Raw genomic sequence first — 19,014 nt, forward strand, 5'->3', positions numbered from 1 at the left:
GTCTTGTGACTGTCTTTAATCATATGAAGTCAACGACCAAACCCATATGGTACTTTGGAACTAATAAGGATGACTTTTTAGTCGTAGTCTATCAGCACCATTATCAGGGTTGGTCCACAAGTCCTCATCAGATGTTGAAAAAAGGGATGGCCGGAGCCACCCCAAGCGCGGTTGTATTACTTCGATGAGGGTGTAATAACAACGCGGAGAAGTGTTAAACACTGTCTCTTTTCAAAACTTACGCTTTACCTGGTGGCTCTTTACTGGGTATCGGAAGCAGATGCCTGAGCGTTTTGCAGATCATAGCCACGCTTAATAACGTATGCTTTGATCGCATCGGCCTGCCCGACACTCAATACACTCTTGAATGACGCCATGCCATTCTTCGCTTTCAGGCCGTTGACCACAATCGCTTCCCAGAAACCGAAGGTGTCGGCACTGGCATAGCGAAGGTCTGGCACCACGCCACCACTCACCGCCCCGTCGCCGTGACAGGAAACACAGAAGGTGTGATACAGCGCTTTACCCTGCTCTACTTCTTCCGCCGAAGCGGTCATCTCAGGCAGGTTTAACTGGCGTGGCTTAGCCTCCAGCGTGGGCAGCGTTTTATCCCCGCCCAGTTTAAACACCAGCAAACGGTTAGTATTGGTTTTAACGGCTTCGCTCACCAACTCGCCGACCACCAGAGGAACGGCCCCACCCCAGCCAGCCATGACAGCAACATACTGTTCGCCATTGACGCTGTAGGTCATCGGTGCAGCAACGATGCCGGTCTGACTGAAAAATGACCATTTCTGCTCACCGGTTTTAGCATCATAAGCAACAAAGTTACCCTTCGCATTTCCCTGAAACAGCAAACCACCAGCAGTACTCAAAGTCCCCCCATTCCAGGGAACCGGCATATCAACCCCCCAGACCTCTTTCTGGGCAACCGGGTCCCATGCCACCAGTCGACCTTTAGTGGCTGCTTTTATTGCTTTGCGTACAGCAGGATCTTCCGGCATTGAAGCCGCAAGCAGGCTGACACCCAGATTCACCGTCAGATTCTTAGCTTTAAAATCACCATCGGGAATATAGGGAAACGCCATCTCCCGGGTTGGCAGATACACCAGCCCCGTTTGCGGATTGAAACTCATCGGTTGCCAGTTGTGACCGCCAAACGGTGAGGGTAATGCCAGAAAAGGCTGAGCCGCACTACTGTAGCGAGCTTCCGGCTTGATATTAGGGCGGCCGGTTTTCGCATCAACACCATCTGCCCAGTTGACCGTGACGTAGTTTTCCGCCGAGATAAACTCACCGGTTTGACGATCCAGCACATAGAAGAAGCCATTCTTAGGTGCCTGCATAATCACTTTGCGGGTTTTACCGTTGACCTCAATATCCGCAAGAATCATATGCTGCGCGGCAGTGTAATCCCACTCTTCGCCGGGTGTTGTCTGATAGTGCCAGACATATTCACCGGTATCAGGACGAACCGCTACAATGGAAGAAAGGAACAGGTTGTCACCTTTGCCGTCACTGCGCAGCTCCCGGTTCCAGGGTGAGCCGTTACCCACACCCACATAGAGCAGATCCAGATCAGGATCGTAGGCCATTGAGTCCCAGGCTGTGCCGCCACCGCCGAGTTTCCACCATTCACCCGACCAGGTCTTGGATATTTCAATCATCGTCGGATCAGTTTCATTAGCCGGATTATCAGGCACGGTATAGAAGCGCCAGAGCATTTTACCGCTATCAGCATCATACGCAGAGAAGTAGCCCCGCACGCCAAATTCAGCACCGCCGTTACCAATCAGAACCTTACCCTTAACCACCCGGGGTGCACCGGTTATCGAGTAATACTTGTCTTTCTCTGTGGTCTGAGTTGACCATTTCTGTTGACCCGTCTCGGCATCAATAGCGATCAGACGGCCATCCAGTGTTCCGACGAAGATCTTTCCATCCCAGGCAGCAACCCCGCGGTTAACCGCATCACAACAGATTTTTGGCCCCACCTCTCCCTTGTTGATCTGAGGATCAAAGATCCATTTCAGTTCTCCCGTCACAGCATCAAATGCGTAGACCACACTCCAGCTACCCGTGACATACAAAGTGCCATCGATCACCAGCGGGGTCGCTTCCAGCCCCCGGGTAGAATCAAACTGATAAGACCAGCTTAAGCCCAGATCACCAACAGTCTCTTTATTGATCTGTACCAAAGGGCTGAAACGCTGTTCAGAATAATCCCGGCCGTGGGACATCCAGTTACCGGGCTCTTCATTTGCCTGACTGATCCGTTTGCCATCAACATTGGCGGCTGCCTGCACCTGCGACATAAGGGGCATAACACATAAAGTCCCCAGCATGAGCGGCAAAAGTTTTTTGCTAAATCGCATGATAGATTCCTCGCAGATTAAAATGGAACGACAAGACGTAAAGTGACACCATCGGTTTCAATGCCATTCTCAACATTGAGATCTTTACTGTATTCACCCTGCAGCTGAAACTCTTTACCCACCCACTGGCTATAGCCAACCGTCAGGGTATCGGTGTCGATATCCGTAGCTGCCTGTGTAACCCCATCAATCTGCTGCTCACCGCCTTTCTGTTTACTGTAACGCCCCCAGATATAGCCACCCTGAGTGACATCCTGGGACAGCATTGCGCTCATCCGATACATATTATCCCGGCTCAGGCTATCACCGGCGGCCAGGTCATTATTGTCACCATAGACCTCGACTTCACCAATCAGATCCATGTACAAACCACCCTCGGTCAACCCCTTGGTATAGCCAGCCTGGAGTACAAATGACCAGCGGTTAGCACCCACATTCACCGCCTTATCACTTTCATACTCCCCGGTCGGCAGGTAGACAAAAGGAGTGATACCCAGCCACTCCTTGTTCGCGCTGTCAGCAATAGGCCAGAAAGTAGACCCCAGGAAAATATCACCAATACCAGAGCTGTCATCACCCAGAAGACCAACTTTCTGATCAACAACCGGAATAATAATCTGGGGATCAGCAGGCATACCAAAGAGTTCGGTATAATGGATCAGACGCTCAACAACCGCGTTCACTTCCAGATTTGCGTTATCCGCTACTTTATTACCATCAATATTGAAATTATCACCGTTAACCGTTTGCAGGTAGGTCACTGACAGGTTAACCCCGGAAGGGGCGACAATATAATCGCGCGGGTGAACTGTTTCAGCGACTGCAAATACCTGACTGGACAAGAGAGTGCCGCACAGCAGAGCGGAGACAGGCAAGAGCTTATAGTTATTGTTTTTCACGTTGTATTCCTCATGTACGTTATGCAACAACACCAGAATACTGAAAGAGGTAAAAAGGAAATTGATAAGATTTTATAGATCTTGTAACAATATGTAACAAAATAGGCATCACCAACGAGCAACTTGTTAACATGTAAATTATTAAGCTTATAACGACTTCATTCTTGTCATAGTTTCATAAAATCTCTAATATCTCCGCTATACAGGTCATCATTCAAAATAAAAAAAAGAGATGTAGATGTTATGCCTGAGAATAAAATCAAGCTGATAACGCCAGACCAGAGACTGGAGACTATTTCCTTTAAGCCCACTGACACCAGCGAAGGAAAAAGCTTTTGTAATATCCGCCTGGAGAATTATGCCAAGCTACCCTTTGTCGACCTGAACCTGCCCGGAATGGATCATCATGTACTGATCTACAACTATAAGCCGCCCACCGTGGCAGTGCAGTACAGCTGTGGTGACAACCATTTTCAAGGTGTCTGGGACAAACAGTCGCTCTCGGTTATACCCGCCTTTCAGGATAACCAGTGGCTGATTCCAGAATCTGACTCCAGCACACTTCATATCATGTTTCCTCACTCCGCCGTGCGAAAAGTGATCGAAGAGAACCTCAGCGTAAGCCCTGATAACTTTGAACTACAGTCGCTGTTTCAAACGGATGATCCGGTACTGAGAAACTTATCAGAGCTCATTTTATCTGAGACCCGGGCGCAGTTCCCCAGTGGTAATCTGTATATGGAGAGCCTGGCAAACGCACTGATTGTGCACCTGTTGAACCACTATTCAAACACAACAGATATCAGTCTTAAGCATAATGAGGCTGGAAAGATCACCCGAAAAGGGCTACAAAAGATTGTCGAATATATTGATCGCAATCTGAGTGACAAGATCAGCCTGGAGCAGCTGGCAGAGATCCTCAGCATGAGCAGCTTCCACTTCAGTCGCAGCTTTAAAGAAAGTACCGGCTATACGCCGCACCAGTTTCTTCTGCTAAGACGTACCTATCGCGCACGCCAACTTTTGTTGGATAAACGCTTTACCCCCAGCCAGATTGCGCAGATGACAGGGTTCACCGATCAAAGCCATCTGAACCGTTTTCTGCGCAGGATATTCAACCAGACCGCTTCACAAATCCGCAGTTGATCCCGGCGTAAGCAAATCATTTCATACTAAAATCGAGCATTTTTATACCAGACCCGCAGTATAAAGATCACTATTATTATCAATAGATACTTCTCTAATTTTATTTTCCAATAAAAATAAAAGAATAATAATATGTGTATTAATATAACTATCATTACTGATCAGTCAGATAATAATATTTTTGATTTAGATAAACACAATGACTTCGGCTTTAATATCAAGAAACATAAAGCAGATAGTTGTTTTCAGTCAGACCGCTCTACCGATGTATTTATCGTCGATTATTCAGCATCGAAACGAATAGATTTTTCTACAACCAGAGATCTGCGCAGTAAAAGCAATGGCGGCATTATTATAATAGGCCCTAAACCCAGCAATGAAGATCTGATCATTGCACTGGAGATGGGAGCTGACGAATTCATTACCCCTCCAATCAACTACCGTGAGCTGTCCGCCCGTATCCGCAATCTGGGCCGCTGGTCGAGATTAAGCCAGTCAACCAAGCCGACGGAAGAGAACCCTGTAATCAAATTTTCTGACTGGGAACTGGACACCATACGCCAGGTATTAAAATCACCCAGCGGGCAACTGACTAAACTCGCCAGAAATGAGTTTATGCTGCTCAGCATACTGCTGAACAACCGCAATGAACTGCTGACCCGGGAACAGCTGCTAAACCATCTCTACAACCGGGACTGGCATCCGTCGGACAGGACTATCGATGTGCTGATCGGTAAACTGCGAAAATACCTCAACGATTACCGCAAAGAAAAGGCGCTGATCAACACCGTCTATGGCATCGGCTACATCTTCGCCGGGGAGCAGCGGTAAAGGCTCTGACGACCCTTTACCGCAGAAAAGCTAAACAGCGCAAACGCTGAGTGCCTCAGAGAATACAGTGCTTAGCAAAGTCTTTTGCTTCATTCGCTGTCCAGTCGCCCTTTGGTTTCTCTTTCAACTCTTCGCACCAGGCTTTAGTGCCTACTTCAGGCGAGCAGCCCTGCATGCTGACCACAGCAACCCCCAACATCATCACAAAACTCAACTGTTTAATCATGCTCATCAATCTTTACTCCTGGTTTTATTCAATTAGTCGGTTACCCGCCCCCGCAGAGATTTAGTCTGTCCCCGCCGGGTTTTACTATCGACCCGTTTACGCTGAGATGAACGGGTAGGTTTAGTTGGCTGACGCGCTTTCTGCACTATCAAGACACTGCGAATCAGTAACTGTAGCCGCTGTAGTGCATCTTCGCGGTTTTTCTCCTGGGTGCGAAACTGCTGGGCTTTTATCACCACCACCCCCTCTTTGGTAATACGGGAGTCTTTTAACTGCAGCAGCCGTTGCTTATAAAACTCCGGCAAAGAGGAAGCCTGAATATCAAAACGCAGATGGATCGCAGAGGAAACCTTGTTGACGTTCTGCCCACCGCTCCCCTGAGCGCGGATTGCACTCAGCTCAATCTCATCATCCGGTATCGCGACATTGTTGGAAATTATCAGCACAGCTTAGTCCATTTAAGATATCGGGCGATTATATCAGTTTCTATTGTTCTGATTTTACCCCGGTCATCCACAGCGAAAACAGCTTGTAATTATTACGCCCCTCCTGCTTCGCATGATAAAGCGCAAGATCAGCACACTCCATCAGATGGGTGTCATCGCAGCTATCCACCGGTGCCAGAGCGATACCCAGGCTAGTGGTCAACTGTATCGGTTCACCAGCAACCGTTAAGGGCTGCGCCACTGCAGCAATAATTCGTTCAGCGAGGCTGATAGCGGTCTGTTGCATCTCCCCCGTCTGATTACCTAAGAGGATAACAAATTCATCTCCGCCCACCCGGCTAACCATGTCGATACTTCGCACAGTATCAATCAGGCGCCGGGCAATAATAATCAGCACCTGATCGCCAACCCCATGCCCATAGCTATCATTGATCTGCTTAAAGAAATCCAGATCCATGAAAATCAGCCCTAACTGGCGATCAGGATGACGTTTCAACACACTCAATTCGTGTTGCAGACGACAGCTCAGGGAGCGCCGGTTGGGCAGATCGGTCAGCGAATCACTCTGAGCCAGATGCTCAAGTTGCTCTTCAAATGCTTTGCGCTGGCTGATATCAGTGAAAGTGCCGATATAGTTCTCAATCTCTCCCTTCTGATTACGGTAAGAGGTAATCGACAAAGCCTGAGGGTAAACAGTGCCGTTCTTGCGCACGTTCCAAACCTCACCATGCCACTCCCCCTCGGTTTCAAGGGAGCTCCACATCATCTGGTAAAACTCGTAGTCATGCGCCGATGACTTGAGAATATTTGGGTTTTTCCCTTTCACATCGCTAAACAGATAGCCCGTAATCCGGGTAAATGAGGCGTTAATACTGATAATCCGGTTTTCTGCATCAGTAATCATAATGCCCTCATGGGCAGCATCAACAATCCGCCTGCTGATCTCCAGTGAACGAGCATTTTCACTCAGGGTAACATTTTTCTCATCGAGGTTACTCTGATAATCATCGAATACCCGCCACAACCCCCGGGAGTAATACCGTATCATGCCAATAGCCAGCAGCAGCAACACCGTGAATAGTAAAACCAGAGTAATATTGCTCTGCTTCTGTGACTGCAGAATCGCCTGACGCTGCTGTATCAGCAGATCCAGTGAAGGATCGGCATTACCTGCGGCAACGATCACCCAGTCCCATACCGGCAGTGGCCTCGCGTACACCAGTTGATTATCAACCGGCTGACCATCAGCCTGATACCAGTCAGCTCGAATAAATCCCTCAGCTTTGACCCGGCTCAGCAGCGAAAAAATCCGCTCACGGTCGTGGGGATTATCCAGTTGCGAGAGATTCAGGCCAACAAAGGGCTTAACCCCTTTACCCGCGATAACCATACCGCTACGGTCCAGCACCGCAAGATAACCGGCTTTACCAAACTGAATATGTTGCAGATGGTCAATAATCTCCTGTTGCAGATCATTCTGTATCTGAAACACATAGTCTCCCGCACCGACTAACCAGTTGAACGGTTCAAAGCGTGCGATAAAGGCAATCTTATCGCGCATAACCGACCGGTCACCCGGAGAGTACCAGCGATAACGTACATAACCACGCCCCTCTTCAGAACTGCTCACCTGCATAAAGCGGCGAACAAAATAGTTTCCTCGATCATCTTTAAGGTCAACCATGAGCGTGTTTTCCTGCGCTGGCTCAAGCGGCAAAAGCAGACTCCGACCCTGCTGGTCGCCAACAAAAAGATAACCTCTGCCATTAAAAAAGCGCACGCCCCTCAGGGTTTCTAACAACAGCTTTTTGAGTTCAGCGTCTGGAATCTTACCGTGATTTTGCTGATACAGGCTGTTCATGACCTCTATCGCCTGAATCACTTCATTCTGCGAGCGGGTCATAATAACCTGTTCAGCACTTTTGTAACGGGCATTAATAAACTGATACGCATCGTCCACTTCCCGCTGTAAGCGGCGGTTCAGATTAAGCTGAAGTGATTCCTGAAGATCCTCCAGATGACGGTTGGCACCCTGCTGCCCGGCTATAAAAAAATAGCCAAAAAGACTAACCAGCACAGAAACGAAAACTGCAAACATCAGCCAGAATTGGTACAAACCTGCTCTGCGAATTTTTTTCGTAAAGTCCATTGACACCCCGGCATCACCCTGCAAGCGTAAAAATCATACTCCCCGTTAGCTTAGTTGAGCTATTTCAAGGCGTATAGTTTCACAGCGGGGCAATTTACTCAGGATGACAGATGTTTTAAAAAAAGCGGCCATTGGCCGCTAAAAAACACCGACATAACCCGGCACGGAAATAGGCTACCGGGGACGGAGTGCATCCTGCTCAGAGAGAGCCGGTTGCGGTGCGAATCTCCAACGACGACTGGAGACTGAGAAGCGGGGTAGTAAACTACCCCAGGGAATAAACTATTGCGTTTAAAACAAGTGGCTTTAAGCCCAGCTTAGAAGAAGCCCAGTGGATTAATATCGTAGCTGACCAACATGTTCTTGGTCTGCTGATAGTGATCCAGCATCATCTTGTGAGTCTCACGACCGACACCGGATTTCTTATAACCACCGAACGCTGCGTGTGCAGGGTACAGATGGTAACAGTTAGTCCATACACGACCAGCCTGAATACCCCGACCCATACGGTATGAGCGGTTCATGTCGCGGGTCCATACACCCGCACCGAGACCAAACTCAGTATCGTTGGCAATTTCCAGTGCTTCAGCTTCATCTTTGAAGGTAGTAACGGCAACCACAGGACCAAAGATCTCTTCCTGGAAGACACGCATCTTATTGTGCCCCTTCATCAGCGTTGGCTGAACATAGTAGCCTTTGCTGAACTCGCCTTCATTTGCATGGGAATCACCGCCGATCAGGAACTCAGCACCTTCAGACTTACCTATTTCCATATAAGACATAATCTTATCGAACTGCTGCTGAGATGCCTGAGCACCCACCATTGTTTCAGTATCCAGCGGATTACCACGCTTGATCTGCTTAGCACGCTCAATCACTTTCGCGATGAACTGATCGTAAATGCTTTCCTGAATCAGCAAGCGAGATGGGCAGGTACACACTTCGCCCTGGTTGAAGAATGCCAGAACGGCACCCTCTACCGCTTTACTGACAAACGCTTCTTCCTGATCCATAACATCTTCGAAGTAGATGTTTGGTGACTTACCACCCAGCTCTACGGTTGATGGAATGATGTTATCAGCGGCACATTTAAGGATATGTGCACCAACAGGGGTTGAACCGGTAAAGGCGATTTTGGCAATCCGCTTGCTGGTAGCGAGCGCTTCACCGGCTTCTTTACCAAAGCCGTTAACCACGTTCAGTACGCCCGGTGGCAACAGGTCACCGATCACTTCCATCAGCTTCAGGATTGAAGCCGGAGTCTGCTCAGCAGGCTTCAGTACAACACAGTTACCAGTCACCAGTGCTGGTGCCAGTTTCCAGGCAGCCATCAGCAGCGGGAAGTTCCAGGGAATGATCTGACCGACCACACCCAGTGGCTCATGGAACTGATAAGAAACGGTATTCTCATCGATCTCACCCATGGAACCTTCCTGAGCACGGATACAACCGGCATAGTAACGGAAGTGATCAACACAGAGAGGTACGTCGGCAGCCAGTGTTTCACGAACCGCTTTACCGTTATCCCAGGTTTCGGCAACCGCCAGCATTTCCAGATTTTGTTCAATGCGGTCGGCAATTTTCAGCAGAATATTGGAGCGTTCTGTAACAGAGGTGCGGCCCCAGGCATCTTTCGCTGCGTGCGCTGCATCCAGTGCCAGATTAATATCTTCTTCAGTCGAGCGTGGGATCTCACAAAACTCTTTGCCGGTTACCGGTGAAGTATTCTGGAAATACTGACCTTTAACCGGTGCAACCCACTCACCACCAATATAGTTTGCGTAACGTTCTTTAAAGGAAACAACTGAACCTTCGGTTCCTGGCTGTGCGTAAATCATTATCCAAGCCTCTCTTTTTGTTATACACCGCACTTTGCGGGCTGTTTAACTACGCTTCCATATTAGCCAGTAACCATCACTTTTACCTATGCTCCCTTGGCACTGAAAAATTAGTTATTTAGTAGTAGTTTTTTATGTTTGCAATTCAATGACCACTTTGAGGATAAAGACTTAGCAACATACTGATATTAAACATACAATAAGTACGTCCTTAGTACTTTGAACAACATATCCGCATATACTGCGGATATAAGCACAACTATAAAAATTTAATTTTGTGAGGAGCTTCCCATGACTAATGATACGCATGGAAAGGAGCGTAACTTTGCTGAAGGTAGTCGCCTGATCTCGACGACCAACCTGACGGGATGCATCACCTATGCGAACCAGAACTTCGTCGATATCTCTGGATACAACCGCGATGAACTGATAGGCAAACCTCACAATATTGTTCGCCATCCCGATATGCCTGCAGCGGCATTCGCTGACCTCTGGTCTAACCTTAAGGCGGATAAACCATGGCTGGGCGCGGTTAAAAACCGCTGTAAAAATGGTGATTATTACTGGGTACTCGCCTATGTCACGCCACAATATGATAACGATGGTAAAAAAGTCGGTTATCAATCCGTACGTGGCCGGCTCCCCAACGAGATAAAGCAGCAGGCACAGGCGCTCTACGACAAGATAAATGCTAATCCCAAACGTTTATCCCTGTCCCGCACGCAGATGAGTCAGCGTATCCTCGCCACCGTTCTGTCCGGGCTACTGGCGGTCACGCTGGTTACTCTTACTCCGCTGGATACCCCCCTGCAGTTGCTACTATCAGGGGGGCTGACATGCGTATTTACCGCCCTTACCTACTGGCAGTTGAAGCCGTTGCACAACAGCCTCAACCAGGCGCTGAAGATCTACGACAACCCTCTCTCCCAGCGAGCCATAACCGGACGAATGGATGAAGTGGGTGCATTCAACATTGCCATTCAACTGCTTGAAGCCCGATTACATACGGTTACCGGACGGGTTGAAGATGCGATATCAACCCTCAAAGGGGTGATGGATATCACCACCCAGAGCCTGAGCCAAACGACAACCGGCATCGAACAACAGAATCTTGAAAGCGATATGCTGGCTTCCGCCAGTACTGAGATGGCATCCTCCTCCCATAATGTGGCAGAAAATACCGCCCGCACCTCCGATGTCACCCATCAGGCGGCGCTGGATGCCCAGACCGGCAGAACGACCATCAATGATATGCTCGACACAATTGGGCTACTGGCTGGCGAGGTCGAACAGGCGGCTGAGCAATCAGAGCAGTTGCATCTGCAAACCGAAGAGATCGGCCATATCACCACCATCATCAACGATATCGCCAACCAGACTAACCTGCTGGCACTTAATGCGGCCATCGAAGCGGCCAGAGCCGGTGACAATGGACGTGGTTTTGCGGTGGTGGCAGATGAGGTGCGTGAACTCGCCATTCGCACTCAAAAAGCAACTGAACAGATCAAATCCAGCATTGGCGCAGTACAGAAACAGGTGCGCAATACTGCGGATACGATGAGCAAAACCCATGCACAGGCAAAAGACAGTATCAGCCGGGCAGAGACAGCCGGACAAGCCTTTGATCAGCTGAGTCAGTCGCTGGATCAGATCTCGGATCAGAGTCAGCAGATCGCGGTAGCCGCAGATGAACAGAATGATACCGCTGAAAGCCTGAGCCGCAGCATCATCTCTATTCGCGATATATCCGACAGCAACAAAGACTCAATCAGCAATACTAATCAGGCGATAGAGGATCTCGGCCGACTGGTCACCGATCTGTCTCAGATCATTAACAGAACCGCCAAGCACTGATCAGAGGTACCTCGCCCCTGGATCCTCAGGGGCTGAGGTTGCCGCTCAACAACAAGCCCGCCAGTGTCCACATCATCAGACATACGGTACCATCCAGAATCCGCCAGTTGAGTGGTTTGCGAAACAGCGGAGCCAGCCAGCGCGCCCCCAGGCTGAGTGAAAAAAACCAGATAAACGAAAACAGCGCCGCCCCCGCGCCAAACCAGAAGCGCTCCTGATCGGGATAACGCCCACCGATACTTCCCAGCAGCACTACCGTATCCAGATAAACATGGGGGTTCAGCAGACTCAGTGCCAGAGTGGTCAGCAGTGCAGAGCCAAGCGAGGCAAACTGCCTGCCAGACACCGTCAGGGTTTCACTGCGCAGTGCTGAACGCAGAGCATTAGCCCCATACCACAACAGAAACGCACTACCCGCCCAGCTGATCAGTGTTAACAGCTGCGCCGACTGACTGATCAATATCCCCATCCCGGCAATGCCTGCGGTAATCAGCAGCGCATCAATCAGACTGCACAGCGCGGCAATCGACCAGTGATACTCCCGGCGCACGCCCTGACTCAGAACAAAGGCGTTTTGCGCACCGATGGCAATAATCAATCCGGCACTGGTAGCCAGACCGGTCAGAAAAGCAGCGGGAATCGAGAACAGCATAAAGATGGAATGTCCTGTGATTGCAGTGAAGTCAGAATTGACCAGGGCAGAATATGAGATCGACACCAGTGAGTAAAACTAATAATATTTATATTTCATTAGCAAAACTGATATCACCTCTATGTTTGATTATCGCCAGTTAAAGGCCTTAGCCACTGTGATCGAAGAGCAGAGCTTTGAGCGTGCGGCAAAACGGCTGTTTTTAACCCAGTCAGCCATCTCTCAGCGGATCAGGCAACTGGAAGAGTCAGCAGGCCAGTTACTGCTGGTACGCAGCCAACCGTTACGACTTACCGCGGCGGGAGAACATCTGCAGCGTCACTACCACCAGGTCACGTTGCTGCAGAATGAGCTGTTAAAAACCCTGGACCGGGCCCACGAAGAGGGTTTTACCAAACTGACAATCGGTTTAAATGCCGATACGCTGGCAACCTGGTTCATGGATGCGATACAACCATTACTGGCACAGAGTTCACTGCTGCTGGACCTTCGGGTTGATGATCAGGATCAGACCCATCTGCTGCTGCGGCAAGGCGATGTACAGGGCTGCATCAGCGCCAGTAGTAAACCGCTGCAGGGTAGTAATGCTGTGTTTCTCGGCATCAGTCGTTATCTCGCGCTGGCCAGCCCGGACTTTATCCAGCGCTATTTTCCCGACGGCGTCACAGCAGCGGCCCTGAGCCACGCGCCAGCGGTGGAATATAATGAGAAAGATGAACTGCAGGACAGTTTCATTCAACGCTTCTACCCCGAGGTGCAGGATTATCCCCGCCACCGGGTGCCGTCCTCCGAAGCGTTCACCGAGCTGATACGACGCGGATTCGCCTGGGGGATGGCACCGGATATGCAGATGCAGAGTTTGATCGATCAGGGGGCGGTCACAGAAATATCAGCAGGACAGCGTCTGGAAGTGCCACTGTATTGGCACAGCTGGAATCTGATCACTGAGACAGGTAAGCAGCTAACGCATCAGTTAGCCACCTATTGTCGACACCATCTGCAGCAATCCGCTACCCTGGATTAACGGTCAGTAGCGTAGCCTGAGGCTACGCCAACAACGGAGGAGAGTGCCTCTTCAGTGCTTTTCTTTAAAGCCGCTGAGCATAGACTTAACCAACGATTCGTTATGTAACTTGCTGGACATAACCACCCCGGCAATATGCAGAAGGATTAGTAACACCATCAGGTTAACGGAAAACTCGTGAATCTCTTTCCAGAACTCATCACCTTCACCCTCCTCTTTGCCCTTGTGGTCATGGCCTTCATGCGCATATGCAGCACTGATAAGGTGAATCTGAGGAGCCCCCGCCAGCGGACCTTTACCCTCTTCCACCGCATACAGTTTCATACCACTCAGAGTAATCAGCGTCAGCATCACCAGAAAAGCCACCACCATCAGTCCACCCAGTGGGTTATGCCCCAGGTAATGCTTTGGCTTACCGGATCTGATAGTTGAAATATACTCTTTAGTGGTTGTCAGTGATGGCACAAAATCGTTGAAACGTGCGTACCGGGTACCAAAGATACCCCAGAGAATACGCAAAACAACTAAGACGGCAATGGTATAACCCGAGTAAACATGCAGCCACTCGACCTCCTCTGCCGACAGATAACTGATAGCAAACAACGCCACCAGAGACCAATGAAACAACCGAACAAACTTATCCCATACATACACTTTTTCAGACATAATCCTATCCTGGACGGGTAAACGAAAAAAATCAGAAATTTTTAAACCGCGCTGCTTTATAATTCCCCAAACAAAGCAACAAATCGATCCGGCATCTGCCGGAACTGATGATATAACAGAAATATAACAAGGAATTGCAGTGTTTAAGAATTTTACTCAGGATTATTTGTTGATGTTCTTCCTGGCAATCGTGGTTCTCGCCAGTGGCACCGATATCGTCGCAGATCTATCCCATGGTGCCGGACTGACCCACCTGCTGCAAGAGATTACCATCCTGATATGCGCTCTGGTTATCCTCAGCCTGCTAGCCTACGATAACCTGGTTAAAAAAAGAACAATCAACCATCTGATGGCGGAACTGGAAGCAGTTAAACAGATGCCGGTGCCCGAATCAGTCGCCGTGCTGGCAGCCCGGCACCAGCTAAGCCAGGCGATCAATGAACAGTTCACAGAGTGGCAGCTGACAGGCAGTGAGCGGGATATCGGCATCATGCTGCTAAAAGGCTATAGTCTTAAAGAGATTGCCACCTTGCGTGGTACGGCGGAAAAGACCATCCGCCAGCAAGCATCATCAGTCTATCAAAAATCCGGCACACCGGGACGCCATGCGTTCTCCGCCTGGTTTATCGAAGACCTGTTATAAAGTTGTTGGTGGACACAGCCGCAGGTTGTAACGACACTATCTGAATAAACCCAAACTCACTGATCGGGATACCACTTTGCTAAGTTATCGACACTCATTTCATGCGGGCAACTTTGCCGACCTTCTAAAACATGTGGTTCTGACAGACATTCTCGAACACCTGATCAAAAAAGATAAGCCGTTTGACTATATCGACACCCATGCAGGTGCCGGACTTTATGACCTGCAGTCAGATGAAGCAGAGAAGCTGGGAGAGTACAGCAACGGCATCGGCAAACTCCAGGCAGACAAGTGGCCTGCGCTCGCCAGCTATTTTGCCGCGATTCGCAGCTGCAATCCTAAAGGCGGACTACGCTTTTATCCCGGTTCACCCATGATCGCCAGCCATTTTATGCGCCCCCAGGACCGGGCAACCCTGTATGAGCTGCACCCCACCGATTTCAAACTGTTGAGCAAAAACACCCGCGCCAACCGGCGCATCAGGGTGTTGAATCAGGACAGCCTGGAGGGACTTCTGTCGCTGCTGCCACCCACCTCCCGGCGGGCACTGGTACTGATGGACCCCTCTTATGAGATCAAGAGCGACTATGACCAGGTATTTAAAGTACTGAAAAACGCCCATAAGAAGTTCGCCACGGGTACCTATGCGCTCTGGTATCCGGTGGTTGAACGTCATCGCATTCGTAAACTGGAAAAACTGTTTATCAGCAGTGGTATCGCTAACATTCAGCGCTTTGAACTGGGACTGGAGCCCGACTCACAGGAGCGGGGAATGACCGCCTCTGGCATGATCGTTATCAATCCGCCCTGGACGCTGTTTGAGCATATGCAAACCCTGCTGCCGCAACTGGTTAAAGCCCTTGATGAAGGCAAGGGCGCGTTTTACAGCTGCGATATTCTGGTGCCGGAATAACCTCCTTGCTTTTTTCAGGGCAAAAAAAAGCCGATGCAGATGCATCGGCTTTTTTGATCGTATCAACGACCAGACATTAAGACTTAGGCAGTTTGAAAGTCCAGATTGAGCCACCCTGGTTCAGGTGCTTAATACGCTTGGCAACTTCACCACCCCACAGTGGCACTGCACCACCCCAGCCAGAAACAACTGAGATAAACTGCTCGCCATCCTGCTTCCAGGTGATAGGAGAACCAACGATACCGGAGCCGGTGTTAAACTGATATTTCAGCTCGCCAGTCTTAGCATCGAAGCCTTTCAGATAACCTTCCGGAGTACCGATAAAGACCAGATTACCGGCCGTTGCCAGAGCACCACCCCAGAGTGGAGAGAAGTTCTGGTAACGCCATACCTCTTTACCGGTTTTCGGATCCATCGCCCGCAGCACACCGATATGATCATCAGTCAGAGGCTTAATCGTAAAGCCAGCACCCAGATAGGCAGCGCCTTTCTTATAGGCAGTTGGCTCGTTCCAGATATCCATGCCCCACTCGTTGGAAGGTACATAGAACAGTCCGGTATCCTGGCTGAAGGCCATCGGCATCCAGTTCTTACCCCCCAGGAAGGCCGGTACCGCATGGACAGAAGAGCCCTTCTTACCATCGTCTGATGCACTTGGGTTGCCCGGACGCATCTCTTCGTTGTAGATCGGACGGCCATTCTTATCCAAACCTTTCGCCCAGGTAATCTCATCAACAAATGGGAAGCCGCGGATAAAGTCACCGTTGGTACGGTTCAGGACATACATAAAGCCGTTACGGTCAGCAGTTGCAGCCGCTTTAACGGTTTTACCACCATCCTTATAGTCAAATGAGATCAGCTCATTTACACCATCGTAATCCCAGCCATCATGTGGTGTTGTCTGGAAGTGCCATTTGATCTTACCGGTATCCGGATCGATCGCCAGACGGGAGGATGAGAACAGGTTGTCACCCGGACGCATATGGGAGTTCCACGGTGCCGGGTTACCGGTACCAATGAACAGGGAGTTGGTGTCAGGATCATAGGTGCCGCCCAGCCAGGTTGCTGCACCACCGCTCTTCCACAGATCACCAGGCCATGTCTGACCAGGCTTGCCGCCGGAGATACCGTTTTCAACTTTTTTACCATCTTTCCAGATATAACCCATATGACCTTCAACAGTCGGACGGGTCCAGAGAATCTGACCAGTTTTGGCATCATAGGCTTCAGCTTTACCCACAATACCGAACTCACCACCGGATACACCGGTAATGACTTTACCATTAACGATCATCGGAGCGGCGGTAATTGAATAGCCCTCTTTATAATCGGCAACGGTTTTTTTCCATTTAACCTTACCCGTCTTCGCATCCAAAGCGACCAGTTTGGCATCCAGAGTACCGAAGATAACCAGGTCTTCATACAGGGCTACACCCCGGTTAATAACGTCACAGCATGGCATAATGCCATCCGGCAGACGGGCATTGTATTCCCACAACTCATCACCGGTTTTTGTATCCACTGCGAATACCCGGGAATAAGAAGCGGTGACATACATCACGCCATCTTTCACCATTGGCTGGGACTCCTGACCCCGTTGCTTCTCTCCACCAAAAGAGAAAGACCAGACCGGACGCATATCTTTAACAGTATCGGTATTGATCATATCCAGCGGACTATAGCGCTGTCCACGAGGGCCCATACCGTTGGATACTACATCCTCTACTGTCTTCTGATCATCCAGAATATCTTTATCGGTTACATTTGCCTGACTCAGGCCCGACACTGACATTGCTGCAACCAGCGCTGTCACAGCAAAACTGCCGCTGAACTTCTTCATTGCATAGCTCCTTGATTAAGGATTGTTCTTATTTTCTGACTCTCAACAGGTCTGAGCAAAGATTCCAGACCTATCACATTGTGTAAACTTGCACCCATTCCAACAATTAACCGGGGGAATGAGTTTTATACTTACTTAGTAGTAATACCTGCTGTTATCGTTAAAAAACCGGTCTCAGGCGTTCAGCACGGACAAAAATCCACGCCGCTCAAACTCTTCAAGCACGTCCAGCACATCAAACTCAGTGACATTGTTCAGATCGGGAAATGACGCTAATGAGCGGGCTATCTGAGCACCGCTGCAATTACCATCGCAGGCTTGCAGCGTTATCAGAGTCAAGCGATCAGGAAATATAAGCTGTTGTGGTCCTTTCAGTACCCAACGGTTATGCTGACCATCAAAATAGAGTCTGCAGTCAGCATTGAGCACCGGCATCAACCCAGGCATTGCAGTGATCATGACAAAGCCCTCTCCTGTTTAAACTCTTCTAACTAAAGGCTCTCTGACTAAAGACCCTGCACCCTGCAGGGCCCTATCGTAAAGACATAGCCGGCGAACGGCTGATCGACCAACACCACAGACCAGGCAGGTCAGCTTACTGCGCAACATCCTGATACAGTCCTGGCAACTCATAGCGCAGGTTATAGCTGGCATAGATCTTTTCTACCTCACCACTGCGGATCAACTGATCAACCACAGTTTCAACCTCATTCCCCAGCTGACGATAACTCTGGGCTACCGCCATACCGATATCCCATTGCTGCTTACCCATGGTTGGAAAGCCATTTTCAGCCAGCTTGTAACGCGGGTTCCCCAGCTGTCCAAGCTGCCAGTCAACCTCAGCTCTCATCCCCATTACCGCATCGACCTTTCCCGCCTGCATGGCCGCAAAGGCTTCGCTGTTATTAAAGAAGTGAACGGTATTGTCACGCATCCGGCCACCAAAGGCCGATGTCAGATAAAACGCTGGCAGACTATCAATCTCGACGCCGATAGGGTGATACTGAAACACCGCCACAGTGGCCACCCGATCAAGCTTTTCGCTGTCAAAGGCAACTTGCCAGCGTTCTCGCTGATAGGGCCCAAACAGCACCACCTGCTCATTAATCAGCAACCCCTGATCATCCCGTTTAAAGGCGTATTCACGGTCATATGGCACCCGCATCATCACATCAGCAAGGTGTTTGCGCGCCAGCGGATTAGCTTCATCTTTATCCAGATAGTGACCTTTCCAGACATTGTTGCGCAGATCATCTTCCAGACTCTCATCCGGAGTGATCCAGTGCACCTTCATCTGCAGCCCGAAAGCATCAGCGATACGGCGGCCGATCTCAATGTCTACCCCCTGGGGCTCACCCGCACTCTCAAATGAGTAGGGCGGGAAGTTTTTGTAAGCACCGATGTAGATCACCCCACTGGCGATCACATCATCAAAAGTCCGGGCCTGAGCTGTACCGGTCCAACTCAGGGTCAATACAGCCAGCAGGACTAAAATACGCATCACTAACTCCA

The 19,014-nt window shown here is 49.7% G+C and carries 17 protein-coding genes; 6 read left to right on the forward strand and 11 right to left on the reverse strand.

Features of this window, described 5'->3' with window-relative positions; genetic code table 11:
• Positions 1–260: 260 nt before the first annotated feature.
• Positions 261–2,324, reverse strand: coding sequence for a PQQ-dependent dehydrogenase, methanol/ethanol family (locus ACQY8X_RS10285; RefSeq protein WP_428035049.1), 2,064 nt, complete (start codon positions 2,322–2,324; stop codon positions 261–263).
• Between the two features lie 68 nt (positions 2,325–2,392).
• Positions 2,393–3,274, reverse strand: a complete 882-nt coding sequence (locus ACQY8X_RS10290; RefSeq protein WP_428035050.1) for a transporter — start codon at positions 3,272–3,274, stop codon at positions 2,393–2,395.
• A gap of 243 nt (positions 3,275–3,517) precedes the next feature.
• Here ACQY8X_RS10290 and ACQY8X_RS10295 point away from each other — a divergent pair, with 243 nt between their 5' ends.
• On the forward strand, positions 3,518–4,420 hold the full coding sequence (locus ACQY8X_RS10295; RefSeq protein WP_428035051.1) for a helix-turn-helix domain-containing protein: 903 nt from the start codon (positions 3,518–3,520) through the stop codon (positions 4,418–4,420).
• Between the two features lie 132 nt (positions 4,421–4,552).
• Entirely contained in the window at positions 4,553–5,251 is a 699-nt protein-coding gene (locus ACQY8X_RS10300) for a winged helix-turn-helix domain-containing protein (RefSeq protein WP_428035052.1), read from the forward strand.
• 55 nt (positions 5,252–5,306) lie between these two features.
• Here ACQY8X_RS10300 and ACQY8X_RS10305 read toward each other — a convergent pair whose 3' ends face one another.
• The 4 genes from ACQY8X_RS10305 to exaC form a co-directional block, all read right to left on the reverse strand.
• Positions 5,307–5,483 (reverse strand): DUF3012 domain-containing protein, encoded by a 177-nt coding sequence (locus ACQY8X_RS10305; RefSeq protein WP_428035053.1) that lies wholly within the window; start codon positions 5,481–5,483, stop codon positions 5,307–5,309.
• Positions 5,484–5,509: 26 nt separating this feature from the next.
• Positions 5,510–5,923 carry an alternative ribosome rescue aminoacyl-tRNA hydrolase ArfB gene (arfB, locus tag ACQY8X_RS10310; RefSeq protein ID WP_428035054.1) on the reverse strand — a complete coding sequence of 138 codons (414 nt, stop codon included), beginning with the start codon at positions 5,921–5,923 and terminating at the stop codon, positions 5,510–5,512.
• 40 nt (positions 5,924–5,963) lie between these two features.
• Complete coding sequence (locus tag ACQY8X_RS10315; RefSeq protein ID WP_428035055.1) at positions 5,964–8,072, reverse strand: cache domain-containing protein; 2,109 nt, start codon at positions 8,070–8,072, stop codon at positions 5,964–5,966.
• A gap of 317 nt (positions 8,073–8,389) precedes the next feature.
• Entirely contained in the window at positions 8,390–9,910 is a 1,521-nt protein-coding gene (gene exaC, locus ACQY8X_RS10320; RefSeq protein ID WP_428035056.1) for an acetaldehyde dehydrogenase ExaC, read from the reverse strand.
• A 291-nt stretch (positions 9,911–10,201) separates the two neighbouring features.
• Between exaC and ACQY8X_RS10325 the strand changes: the two genes are divergently transcribed.
• Positions 10,202–11,764, forward strand: coding sequence for a methyl-accepting chemotaxis protein (locus ACQY8X_RS10325; protein ID WP_428035057.1), 1,563 nt, complete (start codon positions 10,202–10,204; stop codon positions 11,762–11,764).
• Between the two features lie 25 nt (positions 11,765–11,789).
• Here the strand turns inward: ACQY8X_RS10325 and ACQY8X_RS10330 are convergent, their stop codons facing one another.
• Positions 11,790–12,416 carry a LysE/ArgO family amino acid transporter gene (locus ACQY8X_RS10330; RefSeq protein ID WP_428035058.1) on the reverse strand — a complete coding sequence of 209 codons (627 nt, stop codon included), beginning with the start codon at positions 12,414–12,416 and terminating at the stop codon, positions 11,790–11,792.
• Positions 12,417–12,537: 121 nt separating this feature from the next.
• Here ACQY8X_RS10330 and ACQY8X_RS10335 point away from each other — a divergent pair, with 121 nt between their 5' ends.
• Positions 12,538–13,440, forward strand: coding sequence for a LysR family transcriptional regulator ArgP (locus ACQY8X_RS10335; RefSeq protein WP_428035059.1), 903 nt, complete (start codon positions 12,538–12,540; stop codon positions 13,438–13,440).
• 51 nt (positions 13,441–13,491) lie between these two features.
• On the opposite strand, the gene ACQY8X_RS10340 is transcribed toward ACQY8X_RS10335, so the two are convergent.
• Positions 13,492–14,106 (reverse strand): cytochrome b/b6 domain-containing protein, encoded by a 615-nt coding sequence (locus ACQY8X_RS10340; protein ID WP_428035060.1) that lies wholly within the window; start codon positions 14,104–14,106, stop codon positions 13,492–13,494.
• A gap of 139 nt (positions 14,107–14,245) precedes the next feature.
• On the opposite strand from ACQY8X_RS10340, the gene ACQY8X_RS10345 reads away from it, so the two are divergent.
• Entirely contained in the window at positions 14,246–14,749 is a 504-nt protein-coding gene (locus ACQY8X_RS10345) for a helix-turn-helix transcriptional regulator (protein WP_428035061.1), read from the forward strand.
• Positions 14,750–14,825: 76 nt separating this feature from the next.
• On the forward strand, positions 14,826–15,662 hold the full coding sequence (locus ACQY8X_RS10350; RefSeq protein ID WP_428035062.1) for a 23S rRNA (adenine(2030)-N(6))-methyltransferase RlmJ: 837 nt from the start codon (positions 14,826–14,828) through the stop codon (positions 15,660–15,662).
• 76 nt (positions 15,663–15,738) lie between these two features.
• Here the strand turns inward: ACQY8X_RS10350 and ACQY8X_RS10355 are convergent, their stop codons facing one another.
• From ACQY8X_RS10355 to ACQY8X_RS10365, 3 genes are all read right to left on the reverse strand, one after another.
• Positions 15,739–17,502: a PQQ-dependent methanol/ethanol family dehydrogenase gene (locus tag ACQY8X_RS10355; protein WP_428035063.1), complete on the reverse strand. Its 1,764-nt coding sequence runs from the start codon at positions 17,500–17,502 to the stop codon at positions 15,739–15,741.
• A gap of 174 nt (positions 17,503–17,676) precedes the next feature.
• Positions 17,677–17,961, reverse strand: a complete 285-nt coding sequence (locus ACQY8X_RS10360; RefSeq protein WP_428035064.1) for a hypothetical protein — start codon at positions 17,959–17,961, stop codon at positions 17,677–17,679.
• 136 nt (positions 17,962–18,097) lie between these two features.
• The gene (locus ACQY8X_RS10365) at positions 18,098–19,003 is read right to left on the reverse strand and encodes a substrate-binding periplasmic protein (RefSeq protein ID WP_428035065.1); all 906 of its coding nucleotides are present in this window, start codon (positions 19,001–19,003) and stop codon (positions 18,098–18,100) included.
• Positions 19,004–19,014: the final 11 nt, after the last annotated feature.

This window comes from Amphritea sp. (assembly GCF_050300915.1).
Lineage (GTDB): Bacteria > Pseudomonadota > Gammaproteobacteria > Pseudomonadales > Balneatricaceae > Amphritea.

What these genes read in the sequence shown, in the direction of transcription:
- ACQY8X_RS10300 (WP_428035052.1), top strand. Translation starts at nt 4,553, where the DNA reads ATGTGTATTAATATAACTATCATTACTGATCAGTCAGATAATAATATT.
- ACQY8X_RS10325 (WP_428035057.1), top strand. Translation starts at nt 10,202, where the DNA reads ATGACTAATGATACGCATGGAAAGGAGCGTAACTTTGCTGAAGGTAGT.
- ACQY8X_RS10285 (WP_428035049.1), bottom strand. Translation starts at nt 2,324, where the DNA reads ATGCCCCTTATGTCGCAGGTGCAGGCAGCCGCCAATGTTGATGGCAAA.
- ACQY8X_RS10355 (WP_428035063.1), bottom strand. Translation starts at nt 17,502, where the DNA reads ATGAAGAAGTTCAGCGGCAGTTTTGCTGTGACAGCGCTGGTTGCAGCA.
- ACQY8X_RS10365 (WP_428035065.1), bottom strand. Translation starts at nt 19,003, where the DNA reads ATGCGTATTTTAGTCCTGCTGGCTGTATTGACCCTGAGTTGGACCGGT.
- ACQY8X_RS10360 (WP_428035064.1), bottom strand. Translation starts at nt 17,961, where the DNA reads ATGATCACTGCAATGCCTGGGTTGATGCCGGTGCTCAATGCTGACTGC.
- ACQY8X_RS10315 (WP_428035055.1), bottom strand. Translation starts at nt 8,072, where the DNA reads ATGGACTTTACGAAAAAAATTCGCAGAGCAGGTTTGTACCAATTCTGG.
- exaC (WP_428035056.1), bottom strand. Translation starts at nt 9,910, where the DNA reads ATGATTTACGCACAGCCAGGAACCGAAGGTTCAGTTGTTTCCTTTAAA.
- ACQY8X_RS10335 (WP_428035059.1), top strand. Translation starts at nt 12,538, where the DNA reads ATGTTTGATTATCGCCAGTTAAAGGCCTTAGCCACTGTGATCGAAGAG.
- ACQY8X_RS10295 (WP_428035051.1), top strand. Translation starts at nt 3,518, where the DNA reads ATGCCTGAGAATAAAATCAAGCTGATAACGCCAGACCAGAGACTGGAG.
- ACQY8X_RS10340 (WP_428035060.1), bottom strand. Translation starts at nt 14,106, where the DNA reads ATGTCTGAAAAAGTGTATGTATGGGATAAGTTTGTTCGGTTGTTTCAT.
- ACQY8X_RS10330 (WP_428035058.1), bottom strand. Translation starts at nt 12,416, where the DNA reads ATGCTGTTCTCGATTCCCGCTGCTTTTCTGACCGGTCTGGCTACCAGT.
- ACQY8X_RS10305 (WP_428035053.1), bottom strand. Translation starts at nt 5,483, where the DNA reads ATGAGCATGATTAAACAGTTGAGTTTTGTGATGATGTTGGGGGTTGCT.